This is a genomic window from Dyella sedimenti (assembly GCF_022760995.1).
GTDB classification, from domain to species: domain Bacteria; phylum Pseudomonadota; class Gammaproteobacteria; order Xanthomonadales; family Rhodanobacteraceae; genus Dyella; species Dyella sedimenti.
Genome location: NZ_JAKWJO010000004.1, coordinates 339979 through 355356 on the forward strand (window position 1 = coordinate 339979; position 15378 = coordinate 355356).

Annotated in this window: 16 protein-coding genes and 1 tRNA gene; 6 read left to right on the top strand and 11 right to left on the bottom strand. The window is 61.3% G+C overall.

Features of this window, described 5'->3' with window-relative positions:
- Positions 1–298 precede the first annotated feature (298 nt).
- The 9 genes from MJ605_RS11675 to thrS form a co-directional block, all read right to left on the bottom strand.
- Positions 299–375: transfer RNA gene (locus MJ605_RS11675), tRNA-Pro, on the bottom strand.
- Between the two features lie 64 nt (positions 376–439).
- Positions 440–796, bottom strand: a complete 357-nt coding sequence (locus tag MJ605_RS11680) for a MerR family transcriptional regulator (RefSeq protein ID WP_243041686.1) — start codon at positions 794–796, stop codon at positions 440–442.
- Positions 777–1076 carry an integration host factor subunit alpha gene (ihfA, locus tag MJ605_RS11685; RefSeq protein WP_019467382.1) on the bottom strand — a complete coding sequence of 100 codons (300 nt, stop codon included), beginning with the start codon at positions 1074–1076 and terminating at the stop codon, positions 777–779. The genes MJ605_RS11680 and ihfA overlap by 20 nt, the downstream gene beginning before the upstream one ends.
- Position 1077: 1 nt before the next feature.
- Positions 1078–3477 carry a phenylalanine--tRNA ligase subunit beta gene (gene pheT / locus MJ605_RS11690; protein WP_243041687.1) on the bottom strand — a complete coding sequence of 800 codons (2400 nt, stop codon included), beginning with the start codon at positions 3475–3477 and terminating at the stop codon, positions 1078–1080.
- Positions 3478–3601: 124 nt separating this feature from the next.
- A complete protein-coding gene (pheS, locus tag MJ605_RS11695; protein ID WP_243041688.1) occupies positions 3602–4597 on the bottom strand; it encodes a phenylalanine--tRNA ligase subunit alpha in 996 nt (331 codons plus the stop codon).
- Positions 4598–4888: 291 nt separating this feature from the next.
- A complete protein-coding gene (gene rplT / locus MJ605_RS11700; RefSeq protein WP_038615749.1) occupies positions 4889–5248 on the bottom strand; it encodes a 50S ribosomal protein L20 in 360 nt (119 codons plus the stop codon).
- Between the two features lie 16 nt (positions 5249–5264).
- A complete protein-coding gene (gene rpmI, locus MJ605_RS11705; RefSeq protein WP_038615747.1) occupies positions 5265–5462 on the bottom strand; it encodes a 50S ribosomal protein L35 in 198 nt (65 codons plus the stop codon).
- Between the two features lie 244 nt (positions 5463–5706).
- Positions 5707–6234: a translation initiation factor IF-3 gene (gene infC, locus MJ605_RS11710; RefSeq protein WP_345779533.1), complete on the bottom strand. Its 528-nt coding sequence runs from the start codon at positions 6232–6234 to the stop codon at positions 5707–5709.
- 45 nt (positions 6235–6279) lie between these two features.
- The gene (gene thrS / locus MJ605_RS11715) at positions 6280–8181 is read right to left on the bottom strand and encodes a threonine--tRNA ligase (protein WP_243041689.1); all 1902 of its coding nucleotides are present in this window, start codon (positions 8179–8181) and stop codon (positions 6280–6282) included.
- Positions 8182–8574: 393 nt separating this feature from the next.
- Between thrS and MJ605_RS11720 the strand changes: the two genes are divergently transcribed.
- Positions 8575–9588 carry an NAD-dependent epimerase gene (locus MJ605_RS11720; protein ID WP_243041690.1) on the top strand — a complete coding sequence of 338 codons (1014 nt, stop codon included), beginning with the start codon at positions 8575–8577 and terminating at the stop codon, positions 9586–9588.
- Between the two features lie 119 nt (positions 9589–9707).
- On the opposite strand, the gene MJ605_RS11725 is transcribed toward MJ605_RS11720, so the two are convergent.
- Complete coding sequence (locus tag MJ605_RS11725; protein ID WP_243041691.1) at positions 9708–10154, bottom strand: CopD family protein; 447 nt, start codon at positions 10152–10154, stop codon at positions 9708–9710.
- 187 nt (positions 10155–10341) lie between these two features.
- Between MJ605_RS11725 and MJ605_RS11730 the strand changes: the two genes are divergently transcribed.
- From MJ605_RS11730 to MJ605_RS11750, 5 genes are all read left to right on the top strand, one after another.
- Positions 10342–11295, top strand: a complete 954-nt coding sequence (locus MJ605_RS11730; RefSeq protein ID WP_243041692.1) for a tyrosine-type recombinase/integrase — start codon at positions 10342–10344, stop codon at positions 11293–11295.
- Between the two features lie 523 nt (positions 11296–11818).
- On the top strand, positions 11819–12100 hold the full coding sequence (locus MJ605_RS11735) for a helix-turn-helix domain-containing protein (RefSeq protein ID WP_243041693.1): 282 nt from the start codon (positions 11819–11821) through the stop codon (positions 12098–12100).
- Between the two features lie 14 nt (positions 12101–12114).
- Entirely contained in the window at positions 12115–12504 is a 390-nt protein-coding gene (locus tag MJ605_RS11740) for a hypothetical protein (protein WP_243041694.1), read from the top strand.
- A gap of 13 nt (positions 12505–12517) precedes the next feature.
- A complete protein-coding gene (locus MJ605_RS11745; protein ID WP_243041695.1) occupies positions 12518–14041 on the top strand; it encodes a hypothetical protein in 1524 nt (507 codons plus the stop codon).
- 384 nt (positions 14042–14425) lie between these two features.
- Entirely contained in the window at positions 14426–14776 is a 351-nt protein-coding gene (locus MJ605_RS11750; protein WP_243041696.1) for a hypothetical protein, read from the top strand.
- Between the two features lie 51 nt (positions 14777–14827).
- On the opposite strand, the gene MJ605_RS11755 is transcribed toward MJ605_RS11750, so the two are convergent.
- The gene (locus MJ605_RS11755; protein ID WP_243041697.1) at positions 14828–15271 is read right to left on the bottom strand and encodes a hypothetical protein; all 444 of its coding nucleotides are present in this window, start codon (positions 15269–15271) and stop codon (positions 14828–14830) included.
- Between the last annotated feature and the right edge of the window lie 107 nt (positions 15272–15378).

The window sequence follows — 15378 nt, forward strand, 5'->3', positions numbered from 1 at the left end:
GTTGTAGTGAACCGTAACACTACATCGAGTGACGTCAACGAGCAGCAGGCCATGACTGATGACCTAGCGGCGACCGGCGGCTTGTCCGCCCACCATGCGGGCCCGCCGCGCCATGACGCCCGCATTGAGCGTCCGCTCCAGGTCGAGAGCGGCCCTTGCTGTTCACGGCGCGCGTGCGACCAAAGAAGCGGCGATTTCCTTGCGGCCCCGGAAGGTCAATGCGCTTTATGGCGGGCAACAAAAAACCCCGGGAAACCGGGGTTCTAAGGGGACTCAGTGATATCCCGTGATGCCGAATTGGTCGGGACGGCGGGATTCGAACCCACGACCCTCTGCCCCCCAGGCAGATGCGCTACCAGGCTGCGCTACGCCCCGACGATGCGGCAAGTCGACAAGTCTACCAGCACGGCGGGCCGCACCGGAAGCCTTGCGTGACGATCTAACGGCGCAGCAGCGCCAGCACTTCCTCCAGCTCCATGCGCACCTGGCGCACGATCTGGTGGGAGATGCTCGATTCCATGCGCGCCTGCGGGCCTTCCAGCCGGGCGCGGGCGCCGGTGATGGTGAAGCCTTCGTCGTACAGCAGGCTGCGGATCTGCCGGATCATCAGCACGTCGTGGCGCTGGTAGTAACGGCGGTTGCCCCGCCGCTTGACCGGGTTGAGGGCGGGGAATTCCTGTTCCCAGTACCGCAGCACGTGCGGCTTGACGCCACACAGCTCGCTGACCTCACCGATGGTGAAGTAGCGCTTCGCCGGGATGGCGGGAAGTTCGGTGTTATTCCCTTGGTCCAGCATAGCCCTCGACTCGCACCTTGAGTTTCTGTCCCGGACGGAACGTCACCACCCGGCGGGCGGAGATGGGAATCTCCTCGCCCGTCTTGGGATTGCGACCCGGCCGCTGGTTCTTCTGGCGCAGGTCGAAGTTGCCGAAACCCGACAGCTTCACCTGCTCCCCCTTTTCCAGCGCCTCGCGGACCACCTCGAAGTAGGCGTCCACGAATTCCTTCGCCTCACGCTTGTTGAGGCCTACCTCGAGAAAAAGGCGCTCGGCCATCTCCGCTTTGGTCAGCGCCATCTTATCCTCGCAATCTTGCCTTGCATGCCATCTCCAACGCTGCGACTGCTTCACGTATGTTACGGTCCGCGTCGTCGTCGGTAAGCGTGCGTGAAGCGTCCTGTAAAATCAAGCCCATAGCGAGACTCTTTCGGCCCGCTTCGACTCCCTTGCCGCTGTAGCGGTCGAACAGGCGCAACTCCTTGAGCACGCTTCCCACGGTGGCACGCACCACTTGCTCGATCTGCGACCAGGCCACCTCCTCCGGTACGTCCACCGCAATGTCGCGGCGCACGGAGGGGAAGCGCGGCACCGGCTGTGCCTTGGGCAAGCGGCGGGCCAGCACCGGCTCCAGCTCGAGTTCGAGCAGGTAGACATCGGCCCCCAGGTCCAGCGCCTTGGCCAGCTGCGGGTGGACAGCCCCCAGGTAGCCCACGGTCCGGCCATCGCGGGTGACGCGGGCGCCGCGGCCCGGATGGAGCCAGCCCGGCAGGCCGTCGGCATGCACGGCCCAGCGTCCAGGCTCGCCGCCCCAGGCGATCAGGGCGTCCAGGTCACCCTTGAGATCGTGGAAGTCCAGGGTGCGGGGCGTCTCGCCCCATTGCTCGGCGCGGGCCGTGCCGCAGGCCACGATGGCGAGGGTAGCTGTCTCGGTCGGCGCCTCCTTGCAGGCGGCGGCCTCCGCCGCGATGCGGAAGGTCCGCCCCAGCTCGAACAGGCGCACGCGCTCCTGCTGCCGCGCCCGGTTGTGCGACAGCGCCTGGATCAGGCCCGGCAACAACGATGGCCGCATCACCGCCAGGTCGGCCGACAACGGATTGGCCAGCGGCACCAGTCCGTCGGCAAAGCCCCAGCGTTGCAATACGTCCTGGCCGATAAAGGCAAGATTGATCGCCTCGTGGTAGCCGCGGGCGGCGAGCTGTTCGCGTACCGCCAGTTCGTTCAGGCGTGCCTCCGGCTCGGCGGCCAAGGCCAGCGCGCCGCTCGGCGTATGGACAGGGATGTTGTCGTAGCCATGGATGCGGGCGACCTCCTCGATCAGGTCCTCCTCGCGCTCGATGTCGAAGCGGCTGCTCGGCGCGGTGACCTGCCAGCCACCCGCCTGCGCCACGACCTGCATGCCCAGCGCGGTGAAGATGCGCGCGACTTCCGCATCCGCCACCGCGATGCCCAGCACCCGCTGCAGCCGCGCGCGGCGCAGCGTCACCGTGGCCGGCTTCGGCAGGTCGGCCGGGTTCTCCGCCACCAGCACGGGACCGGCCTTGCCGCCGGCGATGGCAAGCAGCAGTTCGGTGGCGCGCTCCAGCGCACGGCGCGGCAGCGCCGGGTCGACGCCGCGCTCGAAGCGGTGCGAGGCGTCGGTGTGCATGCCCAGCTTGCGTGCGCGGCCCATGATGGCGGCCGGCGCGAAGTGCGCCGCCTCCAGGAACACGCTGCGGGTGTCGTCGGTGACGCGCGAGTCGAAGCCGCCCATCACGCCGGCCACGGCGAGGCCATGCCTGTCGTCGGCGATCAGCAGGAAGCCCGCGTCCAGCTTCGCTTCGGAGCCGTCCAGCAGCTTGAGCGTCTCGCCGTCACGCGCATGGCGCACGACGATGTCGCCCTGCAGCTTGTCGTTGTCGAACGCATGCAGCGGCTGGCCCAATTCCAGCATCACGTAGTTGGTGATGTCGACCACGGCGCTGATCGGGCGCAGGCCGGAGCGGCGCAGGCGCTCGGCCATCCACAGCGGCGTGCGCGCCTTGGCGTCGATGCCTTCGATGATGCGGCCAAGATAGCGCGGGGCGTCGGCCCCCGCTTCAAGCCGGATGCCGCGCTGCGCCGTGCTGCCCACCGGCGCGGGCGCCTGCTCGCCCATCTTCACGCGGCTGCCGAACAGTGCCGCCACGTCGTGCGCGAGGCCATACAGGCCCAGGCAATCCGGACGATTGGGGGTGAGCTTCAGCTCGATGCTGGCGTCGGGCAGGCCCAGGTAAGCGGCGAGCGGCTGGCCCACCGGGGCGTCGGCCGGCAGTTCCAGCAGGCCCGAGGCGTCGTTGTCGACGCCCAGTTCCCTGGCCGAGCACAGCATGCCGAACGATTCGACGCCACGCAGTTTGGCCGCCTTGATGGTGATGCCGCCAGGCAAATGCGTGCCCACCGTGGCCAGTGGCACCTTGATGCCCACGCGCGCGTTCGGCGCGCCGCAGACGATCTGCAACGGCTCGCCCCGCCCCACGCTCACCTTGCACACCTGCAGGCGATTGGCTTCCGGATGCTTCTCGGCGCCGACGATCTCGGCCACCACCACACCGTCCAGGCCGTCGCCCAGCGGGGTGAGCTCTTCCACTTCCAGGCCCGCCATGGTCAAGGCGTGGGCCAGCGCCGCGCGGTCCGCCTGGATCTCGACCAGTTCGCGCAGCCAGTTCTCGGAGAATTTCATGTGTGTAGTCCGGGAATAGGGAATGGGGAATGGGGAATAGGGAATGGAAATTTAGGGAGGTCTCCGGGACTTCGGCGTCTAGGCTTCCACCTATTCCCGATTCCCTGCTCCCTATTCCCTGCCCTCAGGCAAACTGCCTGAGGAACCTCAGGTCGTTCTCGAAGAACGCGCGCAGGTCGGAAACGCCATAGCGAAGCATCGCGAAGCGCTCCACGCCCAGGCCGAACGCGAAGCCGGTGTAGCGCTCCGGATCGATGCCGCAGTTCTTCAGCACGTTGGGATGCACCATGCCGCAGCCCAGCACTTCCAGCCAGCGCGACTGGCCATCGTCGGTCTCCCAGCGGATGTCCACCTCGGCCGAGGGCTCGGTGAAGGGGAAGTAGCTGGGACGGAAGCGCATCTCGAAATCGCGCTCGAAGAACGCGCGGACGAATTCGGCCAGCGTGCCCTTGAGGTCGGCGAAGCTGGAAGTCTCGTCGACCAGCAGGCCCTCGATCTGGTGGAACATCGGCGAGTGGGTCTGGTCCGAGTCGCTGCGGTAGACCTTGCCCGGCGCGATGATGCGGATCGGCGGCTGCCGCCCCTGCATCGAGCGCACCTGCACCGGCGAGGTATGCGTGCGCAGCAGGCGCCCGTCGCCGAAGTAGAAGGTGTCGTGCATGGCGCGCGCCGGATGGTGCGGCGGGAAATTCAGCGCCTCGAAGTTGTGCCAGTCGTCCTCGATCTCCGGACCGTCGGCGCGTTGGTAGCCCAGGCGCGCGAAGATCGCGGCGATGCGCTCCAGCGCACGGGTGATCGGATGGATGCCGCCGCGCTCGCCGTCACGGCCGGGCAGCGTGATGTCGATGGTCTCCGACGCGAGGCGGCGGTCCAGCTCGGTCTGCTCCAGCACCTGCTTGCGCGCGGCCAGCGCATCGGCCAGACGATCCTTGACGCGGTTGACCTCGGCGCCGCGCGCCTTGCGCTCGTCCGGCGACAGCGTGCCCAGCGCCTTCAGCGCGGCCGTGACGATGCCGCTCTTGCCCAGGAGGCTCACGCGCAGCGCATCGAGCGCTTCCAGCGTGTCGGCCTTGTCGATATCGGCCAGCGCGGTTGAGGCGCGGCTATCCAGATCGTCCATCGATGCGACTCTCGCTTTATCCCCTCTCCCTTTGGGGAGAGGGCCAGGGTGAGGGGGCGCTCTTGCGATATCGCTGCATCGAAGCGACCTTCGATCTGACATTGAGGCCAGAGTGTCCCCTCACCCCAACCCTCTCCCCGGCGGGGAGAGGGAGCAAATATCGCAGAGCCATCAAACAAAACGGGGAGGAGGCTTCAGGCCTCCTCCCCGCGAGCGTTACGCGCATCCCTTGAAGAGTGCGGCCATGGATGGCCGCTTCTTGATCTTCGCGATCAAGGATGAGCGCACAAGTTACGCCGCCAGACTGGCCTTCGCCTTTTCTGCGATCGCACCAAACGCCTTGATGTCGTGCACGGCGATGTCCGCCAGCACCTTGCGGTCGACGGTAATGCCGGCCTTCGACAGGCCATTGATCAGGCGGCTGTAGGACAGGCCGAACTGACGGGCGGCGGCGTTGATACGCACGATCCACAGGGCGCGGAACTGGCGCTTGCGCTGCTTGCGGCCGATGTAGGCGTACTGACCGGCCTTGATGACAGCCTGGTTGGCAACGCGGAAAACCTTGCGACGGGCGTTGTAGTAACCCTTCGCGCGGCCAATGATCTTCTTGTGACGACGACGGGCGGTAACGCCACGCTTGACTCGAGCCATGGTTCAGTCCTCCGCCTTAGAGATACGGCAACATGCGTGCCACACCCTTGGTGTCGCAAGCCTTGACGTGGTTGGTCGCACGCAGACCGCGCTTACGCTTGGTCGACTTCTTGGTCAGGATGTGCGACTTGAAGGCGTGACCGGCCTTGAACTTGCCCGACGCGGTCTTGCGAAAACGCTTCGCCGCCGCCCGGTTGGTCTTGATCTTGGGCATGGAAATGCTCCCTGATGGGGATGAACCCCGGTTTCTGACTGATCTGGCGGTGGCCTGGCGACCACGCTTTCCGTCCTGCCAGCATCGGTGCACGACCCGTCCTGGTGGGTCGAACCGGCGATTATAGGGAGGATCGGGGGGATTTGCCAGCGGCGGGACTATTACAGCGTGCCGCCGCCCTTGATTGGGCCACGGGGAGAGGCTGGAGCGAACAAAAAGGCGGCCCATGGGCCGCCCTTTCCGACTACTGCTTCTTCTTCGGCCCGATCATCATGACCATCTGGCGGCCTTCCAGGCGGGGGAAGGACTCCACCACGCCGTTCTCGCCCACGTCCTCCTGGATCTTCTTGGCCAGGTTCTGGCCAAGGTCCTGGTGGGACATCTCGCGGCCGCGGAAGCGGATGGTGACCTTGACCTTGTCGCCTTCCTCGAGGAAGCGAAGCATGTTGCGCAGCTTGATCTGGTAGTCGCCCACGTCCGTCACCGGACGGAACTTCACTTCCTTGATCTCGACCTGCTTCTGCTTCTTCTTGGCCGCCTGGGCCTTCTTCTGGGCTTCGAACTTGAACTTGCCGTAGTCCATGATGCGGCAGACCGGCGGATCGCCGTTCGGCTGGATCTCGACCAGGTCCAGACCCGCTTCCTGCGCCATGGCGAGTGCCTCGTCGCGGCTCAGGATGCCCAGCTGTTCCGAATCGGGACCGATGACACGGACGCGCGGTACGCGGATCTCGTGGTTACGGCGATTGCCCTTAGTGTCGGTGGTAGCGATACCACTATCCTCCAGAAGAGTTCTTGTAAGTGCCGGCCCGCTCGCTCAGCGGCGGGTCTCGGCTTCCAGGCGTTCGGCAAAGACGGCCAGCGGCATGCTGCCCAGGTCCTCGCCGGAACGGGTACGCACGGAAACGGCCCCTGCCTCCTTCTCGCGATCTCCGACCACCAGCAGGTAAGGGACTTTCTGCAACGTATGTTCGCGGATTTTATAGCCGACCTTCTCATTGCGCAAATCGGCATGCACGCGGAAACCTTTGTCGACAAGGGTTTGCGCCACCTCGCGGACATAGTCGGCCTGCGCGTCCGTGATGCTGAACACGGCGGCCTGGACCGGGGCCAGCCAGGTCGGCAGCAGGCCGGCGTGGTGCTCGATCAGGATACCGATGAAACGCTCCATCGAGCCCACGATGGCACGATGCAGCATGACCGGGTGACGGCGCTGTGAATGCTCATCCACGTACTCGGCGCCCAGGCGCTCGGGCATCATGAAGTCCACCTGCATGGTACCCACCTGCCAGGCGCGGCCGATGGAATCCTTCATGTGGTACTCGATCTTGGGGCCGTAGAAGGCGCCCTCGCCCGGCAGTTCCTCCCAGCTCACGCCGGCGGCGCCCAGCGCGGCGCGCAATGCGGCCTCCGCGCGGTCCCACACCTCGTCGCTGCCGATGCGCTTGTCGGGACGCAGCGCGATCTTCAGCGCGATGTCCTCGAAGCCGAAGTCGCCGTAGACCTTCATGGCCTGCTGGTGGAACGCCGTCACCTCGGACTCGATCTGTTCTTCCGTGCAGAACACGTGGCCGTCGTCCTGCGTGAAGGCGCGCACGCGCATGATGCCGTGCAGCGCGCCCGAGGGCTCGTTGCGATGGCAGGCGCCGAACTCGCCGTAGCGGATCGGCAGCTCGCGGTAGCTGTGCAGGTCGGTGTTGAAGATCTGCACGTGGCCCGGGCAGTTCATGGGCTTCAACGCGAAGGTGTGCTTCTCCGACTCGGTGAAGAACATGTTCTCCTGGTAGTTGTCCCAGTGGCCGGACTTCTTCCACAGCGACACGTCCAGCACCTGCGGGCAGCGCACTTCCTGGTAGCCGCTGTTGCGGTACACGCGGCGCATGTACTGCTCCACCTGCTGCCAGATCGCCCAGCCCTTCGGGTGCCAGAACACCATGCCCGGCCCCTCTTCCTGCTGGTGGAACAGGTCGAGCGCCTTGCCGATCTTGCGATGATCGCGCTTCTCGGCCTCTTCCAGCTGGTGCAGGTAGGCCTTGAGGTCCTTGTCGTTGAGCCAGGCCGTGCCGTAGATGCGCGTGAGCATGGTGTTGTTGGAATCGCCACGCCAGTACGCGCCGGCCACCTTCATCAGCTTGAACGCGCGCAGCTTGCCCGTGTTGGGCACGTGCGGGCCACGACACAGGTCGGTGAACTCGCCCTGCGTGTAGAGGGAGAGCTCCTCGTTGGCGGGGATGCTTTCGATGATCTCGGCCTTGTATTCCTCGCCCAGGCCGCGGAAGAAAGCCACCGCCTCGTCGCGCGACTTCACGCTGCGCGTCACGGGTAAGCCTTCCTTCACGATTCGATGCATCTCCTCCTCGATCTTCGCCAGGTCTTCCGGCGTGAAGGGACGCTCGTAGGCGAAGTCGTAGTAGAAGCCGTTGTCGATCACCGGCCCGATGGTGACCTGCGCGCCCGGATACAGGCGCTGCACGGCCTGCGCCAGCAGGTGCGCCGTGGAATGGCGCAGGATGTCCAACGCCTCCGGACTCTTCTCGGTGACGATTTCCAGCGCCGCGTCATGGTCGATCGGAAAACTGGCGTCCACCAGCTTGCCGTCCACCTTGCCCGCCAGGGTGGCCTTGGCCAGCCCCGCACCGATGGACGCCGCCACGTCCTGCACCGTCACCGGATGCTCGAAAGGCCTCTTGCTGCCGTCGGGTAGCGTAATTTCGATCATCTTTGCACCTGTTCGCTCGCTATATCAAAGCGTGCTCTTTTGAAGAGTCCGGCCATGGATGGCCGGTTTTGCTTTCGTCCGCCGGGATGGCGGACCCTATTCAAATCCCCGACCATGGATGGCCGGTTTTTGCTTTTCGCCTGCCTGGACGGCAAGCACAAAAAAAGAGCGCCAGGCGCCCTTTCCCGAAAACCAAGGCGTGGCGTGGGATCAGCGATGGAAGCTCGTAGTTGCCATGTCGCACACTCGGCCGGCGCATGGACGCGGGCCACCTTGTCTCCAGTGAATGCCTGGGTTGCTAGTCTAGCGTACCCGGCGCCGGCAATTCAGCCATCCCAGGTCGTCTCGGCCTGTCCGGGATAGAATGCGCGGCTGGACTTGGGAGAGGTTGGCATGCGCGTTCTCGTCACCGGCACGGCCGGCTTCATCGGTTCGGCCCTGGCCCAGCACCTGCTGGCGCGCGGCGACGAGGTCTGGGGCATCGACAACCACAACGATTACTACGATCCGTCGCTGAAGGAAGCCCGCCTCGCCCGCTTCGCCCCGCACCCCAGCTACACCCACCAGCGCGCCGACCTGGCCGACGCGGAAGCAGTGAACCGGGCCTTCGCCGAATTCCGTCCCCAGCGCGTGGTGAACCTGGCTGCTCAGGCCGGCGTGCGCTATTCGCTGAAGAACCCGCAGGCCTACGTGCAGAGCAACCTGGTGGGCTTCGTGAACGTGCTGGAGGCCTGCCGCCACGGCCAGGTGGAGCACCTGGTGTATGCCTCCTCCAGCTCGGTCTACGGGGCCAACCGCAAGATGCCGTTCGCCATCGAGGACGCGGTGGACCATCCGGTCAGCCTGTATGCGGCCAGCAAGAAGGCCAACGAGCTGATGGCCCATACCTATAGCCACCTCTACGGCCTGCCGACCACCGGCCTGCGCTTCTTCACCGTCTACGGCCCGTGGGGGCGCCCTGACATGTCACCCATGCTGTTCGCCGACCGCATCAGCCGCGGCGAGCCGCTGGACGTGTTCAACCATGGCAACCACAGCCGCGATTTCACCTATGTCGACGACATCGTCGAAGGCGTGATCCGCACCCTGGACCACCCCGCCCTACCGGACCCGGCCTACGACGCGTTGCATCCCAGTCCCGGCACGTCCAGCGCGCCGTACCGCGTCTACAACATCGGCAACGACCAGCCGGTGCAACTGCTGCGCTTCATCGAACTGATGGAACAGCACCTGGGCCGCACGGTGGAAAAACGCCTGCTGCCGATGCAACCCGGCGACGTCCCCGATACCTGGGCCGACGTGTCGGCGCTGCGGCGCGACGTCGGCTACGCGCCAAACACCTCGATCGAGGAAGGCGTGGCACGCTTCGTGGCGTGGTATCGGGAATATTGCCAGCGCGGCGATTGAGCCAAGCCTGGCAACGACACTGTAGGAGCGCACCTTGTGCGCGACCGTGGAGCATCGGCGGCAACGCTTCGCCGGCTTGTCGCGCACAGGGTGCGCTCCTACAAAAAGATATCGACGCTTCAGAACGGCTTGGCGATCACCAGGAAGATGATCACCAGCAACACGACCACCGGCAGCTCATTCATGATGCGCAACGCCCTGGACGACGGCAGCGCCCTGCCCTGCTCACCGCGCTTGAGCAGCCGGCCGCTCCAGATGAAATAGGCCAGCAACAGCACGACCAGTCCCAGCTTGGCGTGCAGCCAGTACGCCGCGCCGAAGTTGGGCAGGACGCCAGGGAACACGCGCCAGCCCTGCCACAGGGTCAGCCCCAGCAGGAAGGCCAGCCCGAACATGTGGTGGCCGAACCGGTACAGGCGGCGCCCCATCAGCACCAGCCGGGCCTTCACCACCGGCTCGCCCTCCGCCTCGGCGATGTTCACCAGGATGCGCGGCAGGTAGAACACCGTGGCCATCCATGCCACGACGAACAGCAGGTGGAAGCTCTTGACCCAGAGGTATGTCATCGACTGGCTCCTTCGGCACAAAGAAAAACGGCGCGAACCCTGGGGCCGCGCCGTTTCATCGGTATTGGTGGGCGGTACAAGGATCGAACTTGTGACCCCTACCATGTCAATAAACCCTTGATCTACCAAGAAACGTTGATGGGACTTGACCTCAGAGAACTCCCGTTCACACCTAAGGAGTCCTCAAATGGCAAACATCCGCGCTCTACCCAGCGGTAGCTGGAACGTACAGGTACGCATCAAGGGACGGCCACCTCAGTCTAAAACCTTCCCTTCGGAAGCAGAAGCCAAGACTTGGGCAGTTGAGCACGAGGCCACTCATAAGCAGCAGAAGACACATACCGTGTACACGTTGGGCCTCGCCTATCGGGAGTCCAGGCTAAAAGGTAAAGGCAGCTATGAGCATGCCCTTGTCATCCTTCGCCAGTTGGCTGATGCATTCCCTCAGCCTATCGAGGACATCACTCCACAGTTGGTCAACGACTTCAAGTTAGATCGACTCCGGAAGGTCAAGGCGTCCACCGTCAGGACACAGCTAGCTTTCCTCTCTCGATTCTTCAAGTTCGCCAAGAGGGAACTACTGATTCCCGTGGCAAATCCCGTGGCAGATATAGCGCTGCCTCCACCGTCCAAGGCTAGCGACAAGGTGGTGAGTAAGGCTGAGTTAGATCTGCTGTCCAAGCTAAACCCAACCATGGCCCTGATAGTGGAACTGGCATACGAGACGGCCATGCGCCGCTCGGAGATAGTGAAACTCACTCCTGCCCACCTACACCTAGAAGATCGGATAGCGGACGTGATCGACGGTAAGAACGGCACTCGTTCCGTCCCCCTGACGCATAGGGCTGTAGAGCTTCTACAAGAGGCAGCAAGGCGCACGAGGGTTAAGTGTGGAGATGCCTATAGGTTGTTTCCCGTTACCCCACATGCCGTATCTACGGCGGTACGTAGGGCAAGGGAACTGGCTGGACTCAGCCCGTCCGTTAGACTCCATCAGCTACGCCACACCCGTATCACCAACGTAGCCAAGCGAGGCTTCAATAACGCTCAGATCATGGTGGTGTCGGGACATAGGGATACGAGGTCAGTGGCCCGTTATTCCCACCTCAACGCCAAGGACGTTCTCCACCTCATCGACTAATGCCCCCTGTAACCTCCTGTAAGCCCCTCTGTGGCGTTTCCGTGGTAACTGGCTGTAAGACCGCTGGGTTACTTCAGGGACAGCCCTGAGGGGCTTTTTGTTGACCTTGGCTGGATAACTCAATGCGGCCAACCCATGGATTTTCATAGAAATTATGGAAGTACTTGACATGCCAGTGAAATTGTGCTTGACAAGTTGGTGCATTCGTGCTATAGTGCTTATTGTGGTTGGAGCGTCCGTGCAAAGCGGGCACCTGTCAGTCTGACCACCGGCAACCTGAGACCATCACCCTACCGGCCCCGAGCAGGGGGACTAGCGTGGTAGGGAAAATATTTTTCACTTTCTGGGGGGCTTTTTCCCCAAATCCGGATATACATATATAGAGGGCAATGAAAAGCTGCCCCTAGTGAATACCCCACCGTGCAACGCGGTGAGCAAGTACCACCATCCCGCTTACTAACAGACCCTGCCTGCATACCGCTGGCGGGGCATTCGTGCTGTTTCAACAAAGGAGGAACCAAAGATGCCTAAGACAAAGGCGTTGACCATCAAGGACGTTGTGAACGTCCAGAACGACAACCTACGCACCATCGGCCAGAAGATCATCTATCTCACCATCCGCAATGGATCAGATGAGAACGGATGGGCAAGCGTGAGCCTCACTGACCTGGCCAGGAACACCGGCCTTAGCCGCCGTGGCGTGGTCAACATCATCAGCCGTATGAAGGACTGTGGACTGGTCGAGTCATCGAACGATCACGACAGCCACGTTTCAAAGAACAAGTACCGCGCAATCACTCTCTAAAGGAGAAGACAACCATGAGTAAGAACATTTGGGGCCCGGAGCCCAGCCCCTTCGATCTGGAACTTGAAGAAGTGGAAGAACGTCCTGAGCCCCGGAAGCTGGACATGAAGAACGCCAAGGACCGCGAGGAAGCTATGCGAATTCTTCAAGTTGAAGCCATTGCAAAGAACCCTGAACTCGTCCAGTTCAAGACGTCCACTCCTGATCGCCATGTGAGCAATGTGATGGTTGACGATCAAGGTCATGTGCTCCCCAAGGAAAGCATCATGGCTGGCCCTAAGGCCAACGCTAAGGACAGGGCGGAATACATGAAGGCTCTGCGGGCAGAAGTCTATGGTCGCAATGGCATCAAGGCTGAAGACCTCTATAAGTCTTCTCGTCCCCCGAAAGGCTACAAGTTCTAATCCTAGGAGCTAGATGGAAAGAATCTTTGCGAGCCATAGCCTCGCTATCAAGGAGAACACCGCTAACAAGCGCATCAAAGTTCTCGCCAGTAACCCCGGGGTCGGAAAGACCCAGCAGTTCATCGAAGGCATTACCGCTGATAAGCGATATGTCTATGCAGCGCCAACAAGGGTGTTAGCCCTTGAAGTCATGAAGAGATTGGACGAAGTAGGTCACGCCTACAAACCCATCTTCACTGGACAGACTAACGACGTTAAATCCGTCATCCATCAGGCTAGCGAAGCAATGGCTGCCCTAGAGGATCATGTCCTCATCATAACCCATAAATGCCTCGCCTCTGTGAAGCCTGAGCTTCTGAGGGGATGGGAGTTATGCATTGATGAGGCTCCGGACATGGTGGATATCAACACCGTGACAATGCCCGCCAGTGAATACGATCTGGTGATCGCTCCATTTGTTGGGGACTGTGACGTCAATGGTCATCTACTCATCAATGATGTCCGTATGGCGGAAGCTTGGGAGATTCATGCTCAAGGCATGGAAGATGCCAAAAACAACAGGACAAGGAATAAAACCCTGCTGCTAGTCCTCGATGCCATGCTCACTCCTACCAAGAACGCTAGAGCGGTTACAGGGAAAGATAGCAAGGGTAAGAATGTGGTGAGAGTCAGCGTGGAAGGGTTCACCGACTTCACCAGAGCCTTCAACTACGCCAACTCTGTAACCCTCATGGGGGCGAATGTTGAGAAAAGCCTTGTGGCTACCCATGCCATGAAGCGTGGCTTCACCCTTGACATTGAAAAGGAGCACCAGCCTAGGGCTGGGCTACCTTTCATTCTTCCTTTGGTCAGGGATGCTGAAGGCGCTTACGTTTCCAAGCGCATGCTTCTAACGATGCCAGATGGAAGCGTTGCCAATGAATGGAACTCTGAGTGCTTCGGTCAGAAGGCTCTGGAAAGAGCCTTGGCATACATTGGAGACAAGAAGGCAATCTTTGCCAGCTTTGACTGGTGTCGCCCTGATCTTCCGGAGAACGTAGAACGCATCCCCTACGACAGTAGAGGGTTGAACAAGTGGAGAGACGTCAACGTCTCCATCCACATAATCCACGGCAACTTAAGCCCGGATGAGTACGGACCCATCATGCGAATCTTTGAGCAGATGGGAGTCCCTCACGAAGAGGGCAAGGAAGCTCACCGATGGGCAAGGGAAGAGGATCTTGTGGTCCAACATGCCCATAGAACCTCCCTACGGGACAAGGACAACTCGGTGGATACCATCCACATTGTCACCAGCCTCACCCAGGCTCGGAGACTGAGGGATGCCCTAGGAGGTAATCGGGTGTTGGACTTGGAACTCATGGTGGACCCGCCAGAGACCAAGCCCACCGAGGGACAGAAGAAGAGGGAGACAGAGCGCAGTGACCTTGCTATGCAAGTGAAGGCGCTCAAGGCCAAAGGAATGGGACAGGTGATGATCGCCAAGTTCCTTGGCATCAGCCAACCGAAGGTTAGTCGTCTCCTGAAGGACGGGTAGTTTTATTCACTCGCTCCTAGAGTAATTCTAGGGGAAAGTGAATAAGTCACCCTGAGGATGGCTCCCTGTGGAGAGCGTTGCTCTCTGTGGGGAGCTAACCCTTGAGAACACCCTTCCATAAAGAGAACAAGTATGACCACTCGACCCAGCTAAAGCTGGCTCTCGGGTGATAAGAGCAAGAGCATGCCTCCGGCGGTTTAAGAGCACGCTGAAGATCAAAAGATTCCTTCGGTAGATCAGGAGCGAATGCCTTTGCTCTTGACCTTGGAGCAGGCTTTTAACGCTCTTGGGGTTGTTAGGGGCAAAGCCCCTGACCCTTACGGAGTGGTTATTAACCCATATCCACGCTCTCTTCCAGAGAGCCCACCCAACAAGAGGACGCATATGAGCATCCCATCAGATGGAAAAGAACAATATGTAAAAGCCTACGCCCATAGGAAGCTGGCGAAGGAATGGGGTATCAACCTCAACAGCCTTCAGGAGTACGCCCAAGAGAACGGCTGGGACGTTGAGCATAAGCTCCACTGGCAAGACGTAGCCCTAGAAGCGCTCAAGATGAAGGTTGAGGAACAGGAGGTGTCCGCCATCAAGGAGCTTCTCAAGGCTACGGGTATCAGTCGTCCTGTAGGCAGACCGCCGAAGGCAGAGGTTCAGAGGCATATTGCCATTGAGGCAAGGATTGCCAAGGAGTTTGAGGACGATATGGCCAGACTTAAGCTTGTGACCAATGATTAATTAATTTAGACATGGATGGTGCATAGGCCTTGAGCGGGATGCTTCAAGCTATCAGTCACCCTTTCCATGCAAGGCGCTAACAAACGCCTCTACAGCGTCGGGCTCACAACCCTTGCCGCTAACGGTTAGAACCTCAGAACCCGACTTTGTATCAATCACAGATATGTCATAGACAATATCGGGGGTAAGTCCTTTGAAGCACCAATCAAACTGGTTGGATGAAACGGTCAACTGGTATCTGGTGTTAAAGGTGTCGTACTGAGCAATCTTTGTTGCTGCCCCCACTGTTCCCTTGGTAACGGAGGGGCCCGCGTATACAACTAATTTCCAGCCATCTTGAGCAAGGGCTTGCTTGAGCTTCCCCTTCAGGCCTTCGGCACCAGCAGGCACAGTGATGGTCTTACTGGAAGTGTCAATCTGGCTGTAAATCTGGACATTGCGGGAGGCGCATCCAGCTAAGGCTATGAGCGCGACCGTCAGCGCTGCTTTCTTCATAATACGTCTTCCCCTGTTTAGGCAGTTGTCCTGCCCTCGAATTTAGAGCCGCTAACAAAACCGGGTTGAAGGCTGGTTCGCGGGTGGCAAAATTGCAGCATGGCCCG

Bases quoted from the DNA above. Each gene is read 5' to 3' on its own strand.
- MJ605_RS11750 (WP_243041696.1), top strand. From the start codon at position 14,426: ATGAGCATCCCATCAGATGGAAAAGAACAATATGTAAAAGCCTACGCC.
- MJ605_RS11680 (WP_243041686.1), bottom strand. From the start codon at position 796: ATGCTGGACCAAGGGAATAACACCGAACTTCCCGCCATCCCGGCGAAG.
- pheS (WP_243041688.1), bottom strand. From the start codon at position 4,597: ATGGACGATCTGGATAGCCGCGCCTCAACCGCGCTGGCCGATATCGAC.
- MJ605_RS11755 (WP_243041697.1), bottom strand. From the start codon at position 15,271: ATGAAGAAAGCAGCGCTGACGGTCGCGCTCATAGCCTTAGCTGGATGC.
- ihfA (WP_019467382.1), bottom strand. From the start codon at position 1,076: ATGGCGCTGACCAAAGCGGAGATGGCCGAGCGCCTTTTTCTCGAGGTA.
- pheT (WP_243041687.1), bottom strand. From the start codon at position 3,477: ATGAAATTCTCCGAGAACTGGCTGCGCGAACTGGTCGAGATCCAGGCG.
- MJ605_RS11745 (WP_243041695.1), top strand. From the start codon at position 12,518: ATGGAAAGAATCTTTGCGAGCCATAGCCTCGCTATCAAGGAGAACACC.
- MJ605_RS11730 (WP_243041692.1), top strand. From the start codon at position 10,342: ATGGCAAACATCCGCGCTCTACCCAGCGGTAGCTGGAACGTACAGGTA.
- rplT (WP_038615749.1), bottom strand. From the start codon at position 5,248: ATGGCTCGAGTCAAGCGTGGCGTTACCGCCCGTCGTCGTCACAAGAAG.
- MJ605_RS11725 (WP_243041691.1), bottom strand. From the start codon at position 10,154: ATGACATACCTCTGGGTCAAGAGCTTCCACCTGCTGTTCGTCGTGGCA.
- thrS (WP_243041689.1), bottom strand. From the start codon at position 8,181: ATGATCGAAATTACGCTACCCGACGGCAGCAAGAGGCCTTTCGAGCAT.
- MJ605_RS11720 (WP_243041690.1), top strand. From the start codon at position 8,575: ATGCGCGTTCTCGTCACCGGCACGGCCGGCTTCATCGGTTCGGCCCTG.
- MJ605_RS11735 (WP_243041693.1), top strand. From the start codon at position 11,819: ATGCCTAAGACAAAGGCGTTGACCATCAAGGACGTTGTGAACGTCCAG.
- rpmI (WP_038615747.1), bottom strand. From the start codon at position 5,462: ATGCCCAAGATCAAGACCAACCGGGCGGCGGCGAAGCGTTTTCGCAAG.
- MJ605_RS11740 (WP_243041694.1), top strand. From the start codon at position 12,115: ATGAGTAAGAACATTTGGGGCCCGGAGCCCAGCCCCTTCGATCTGGAA.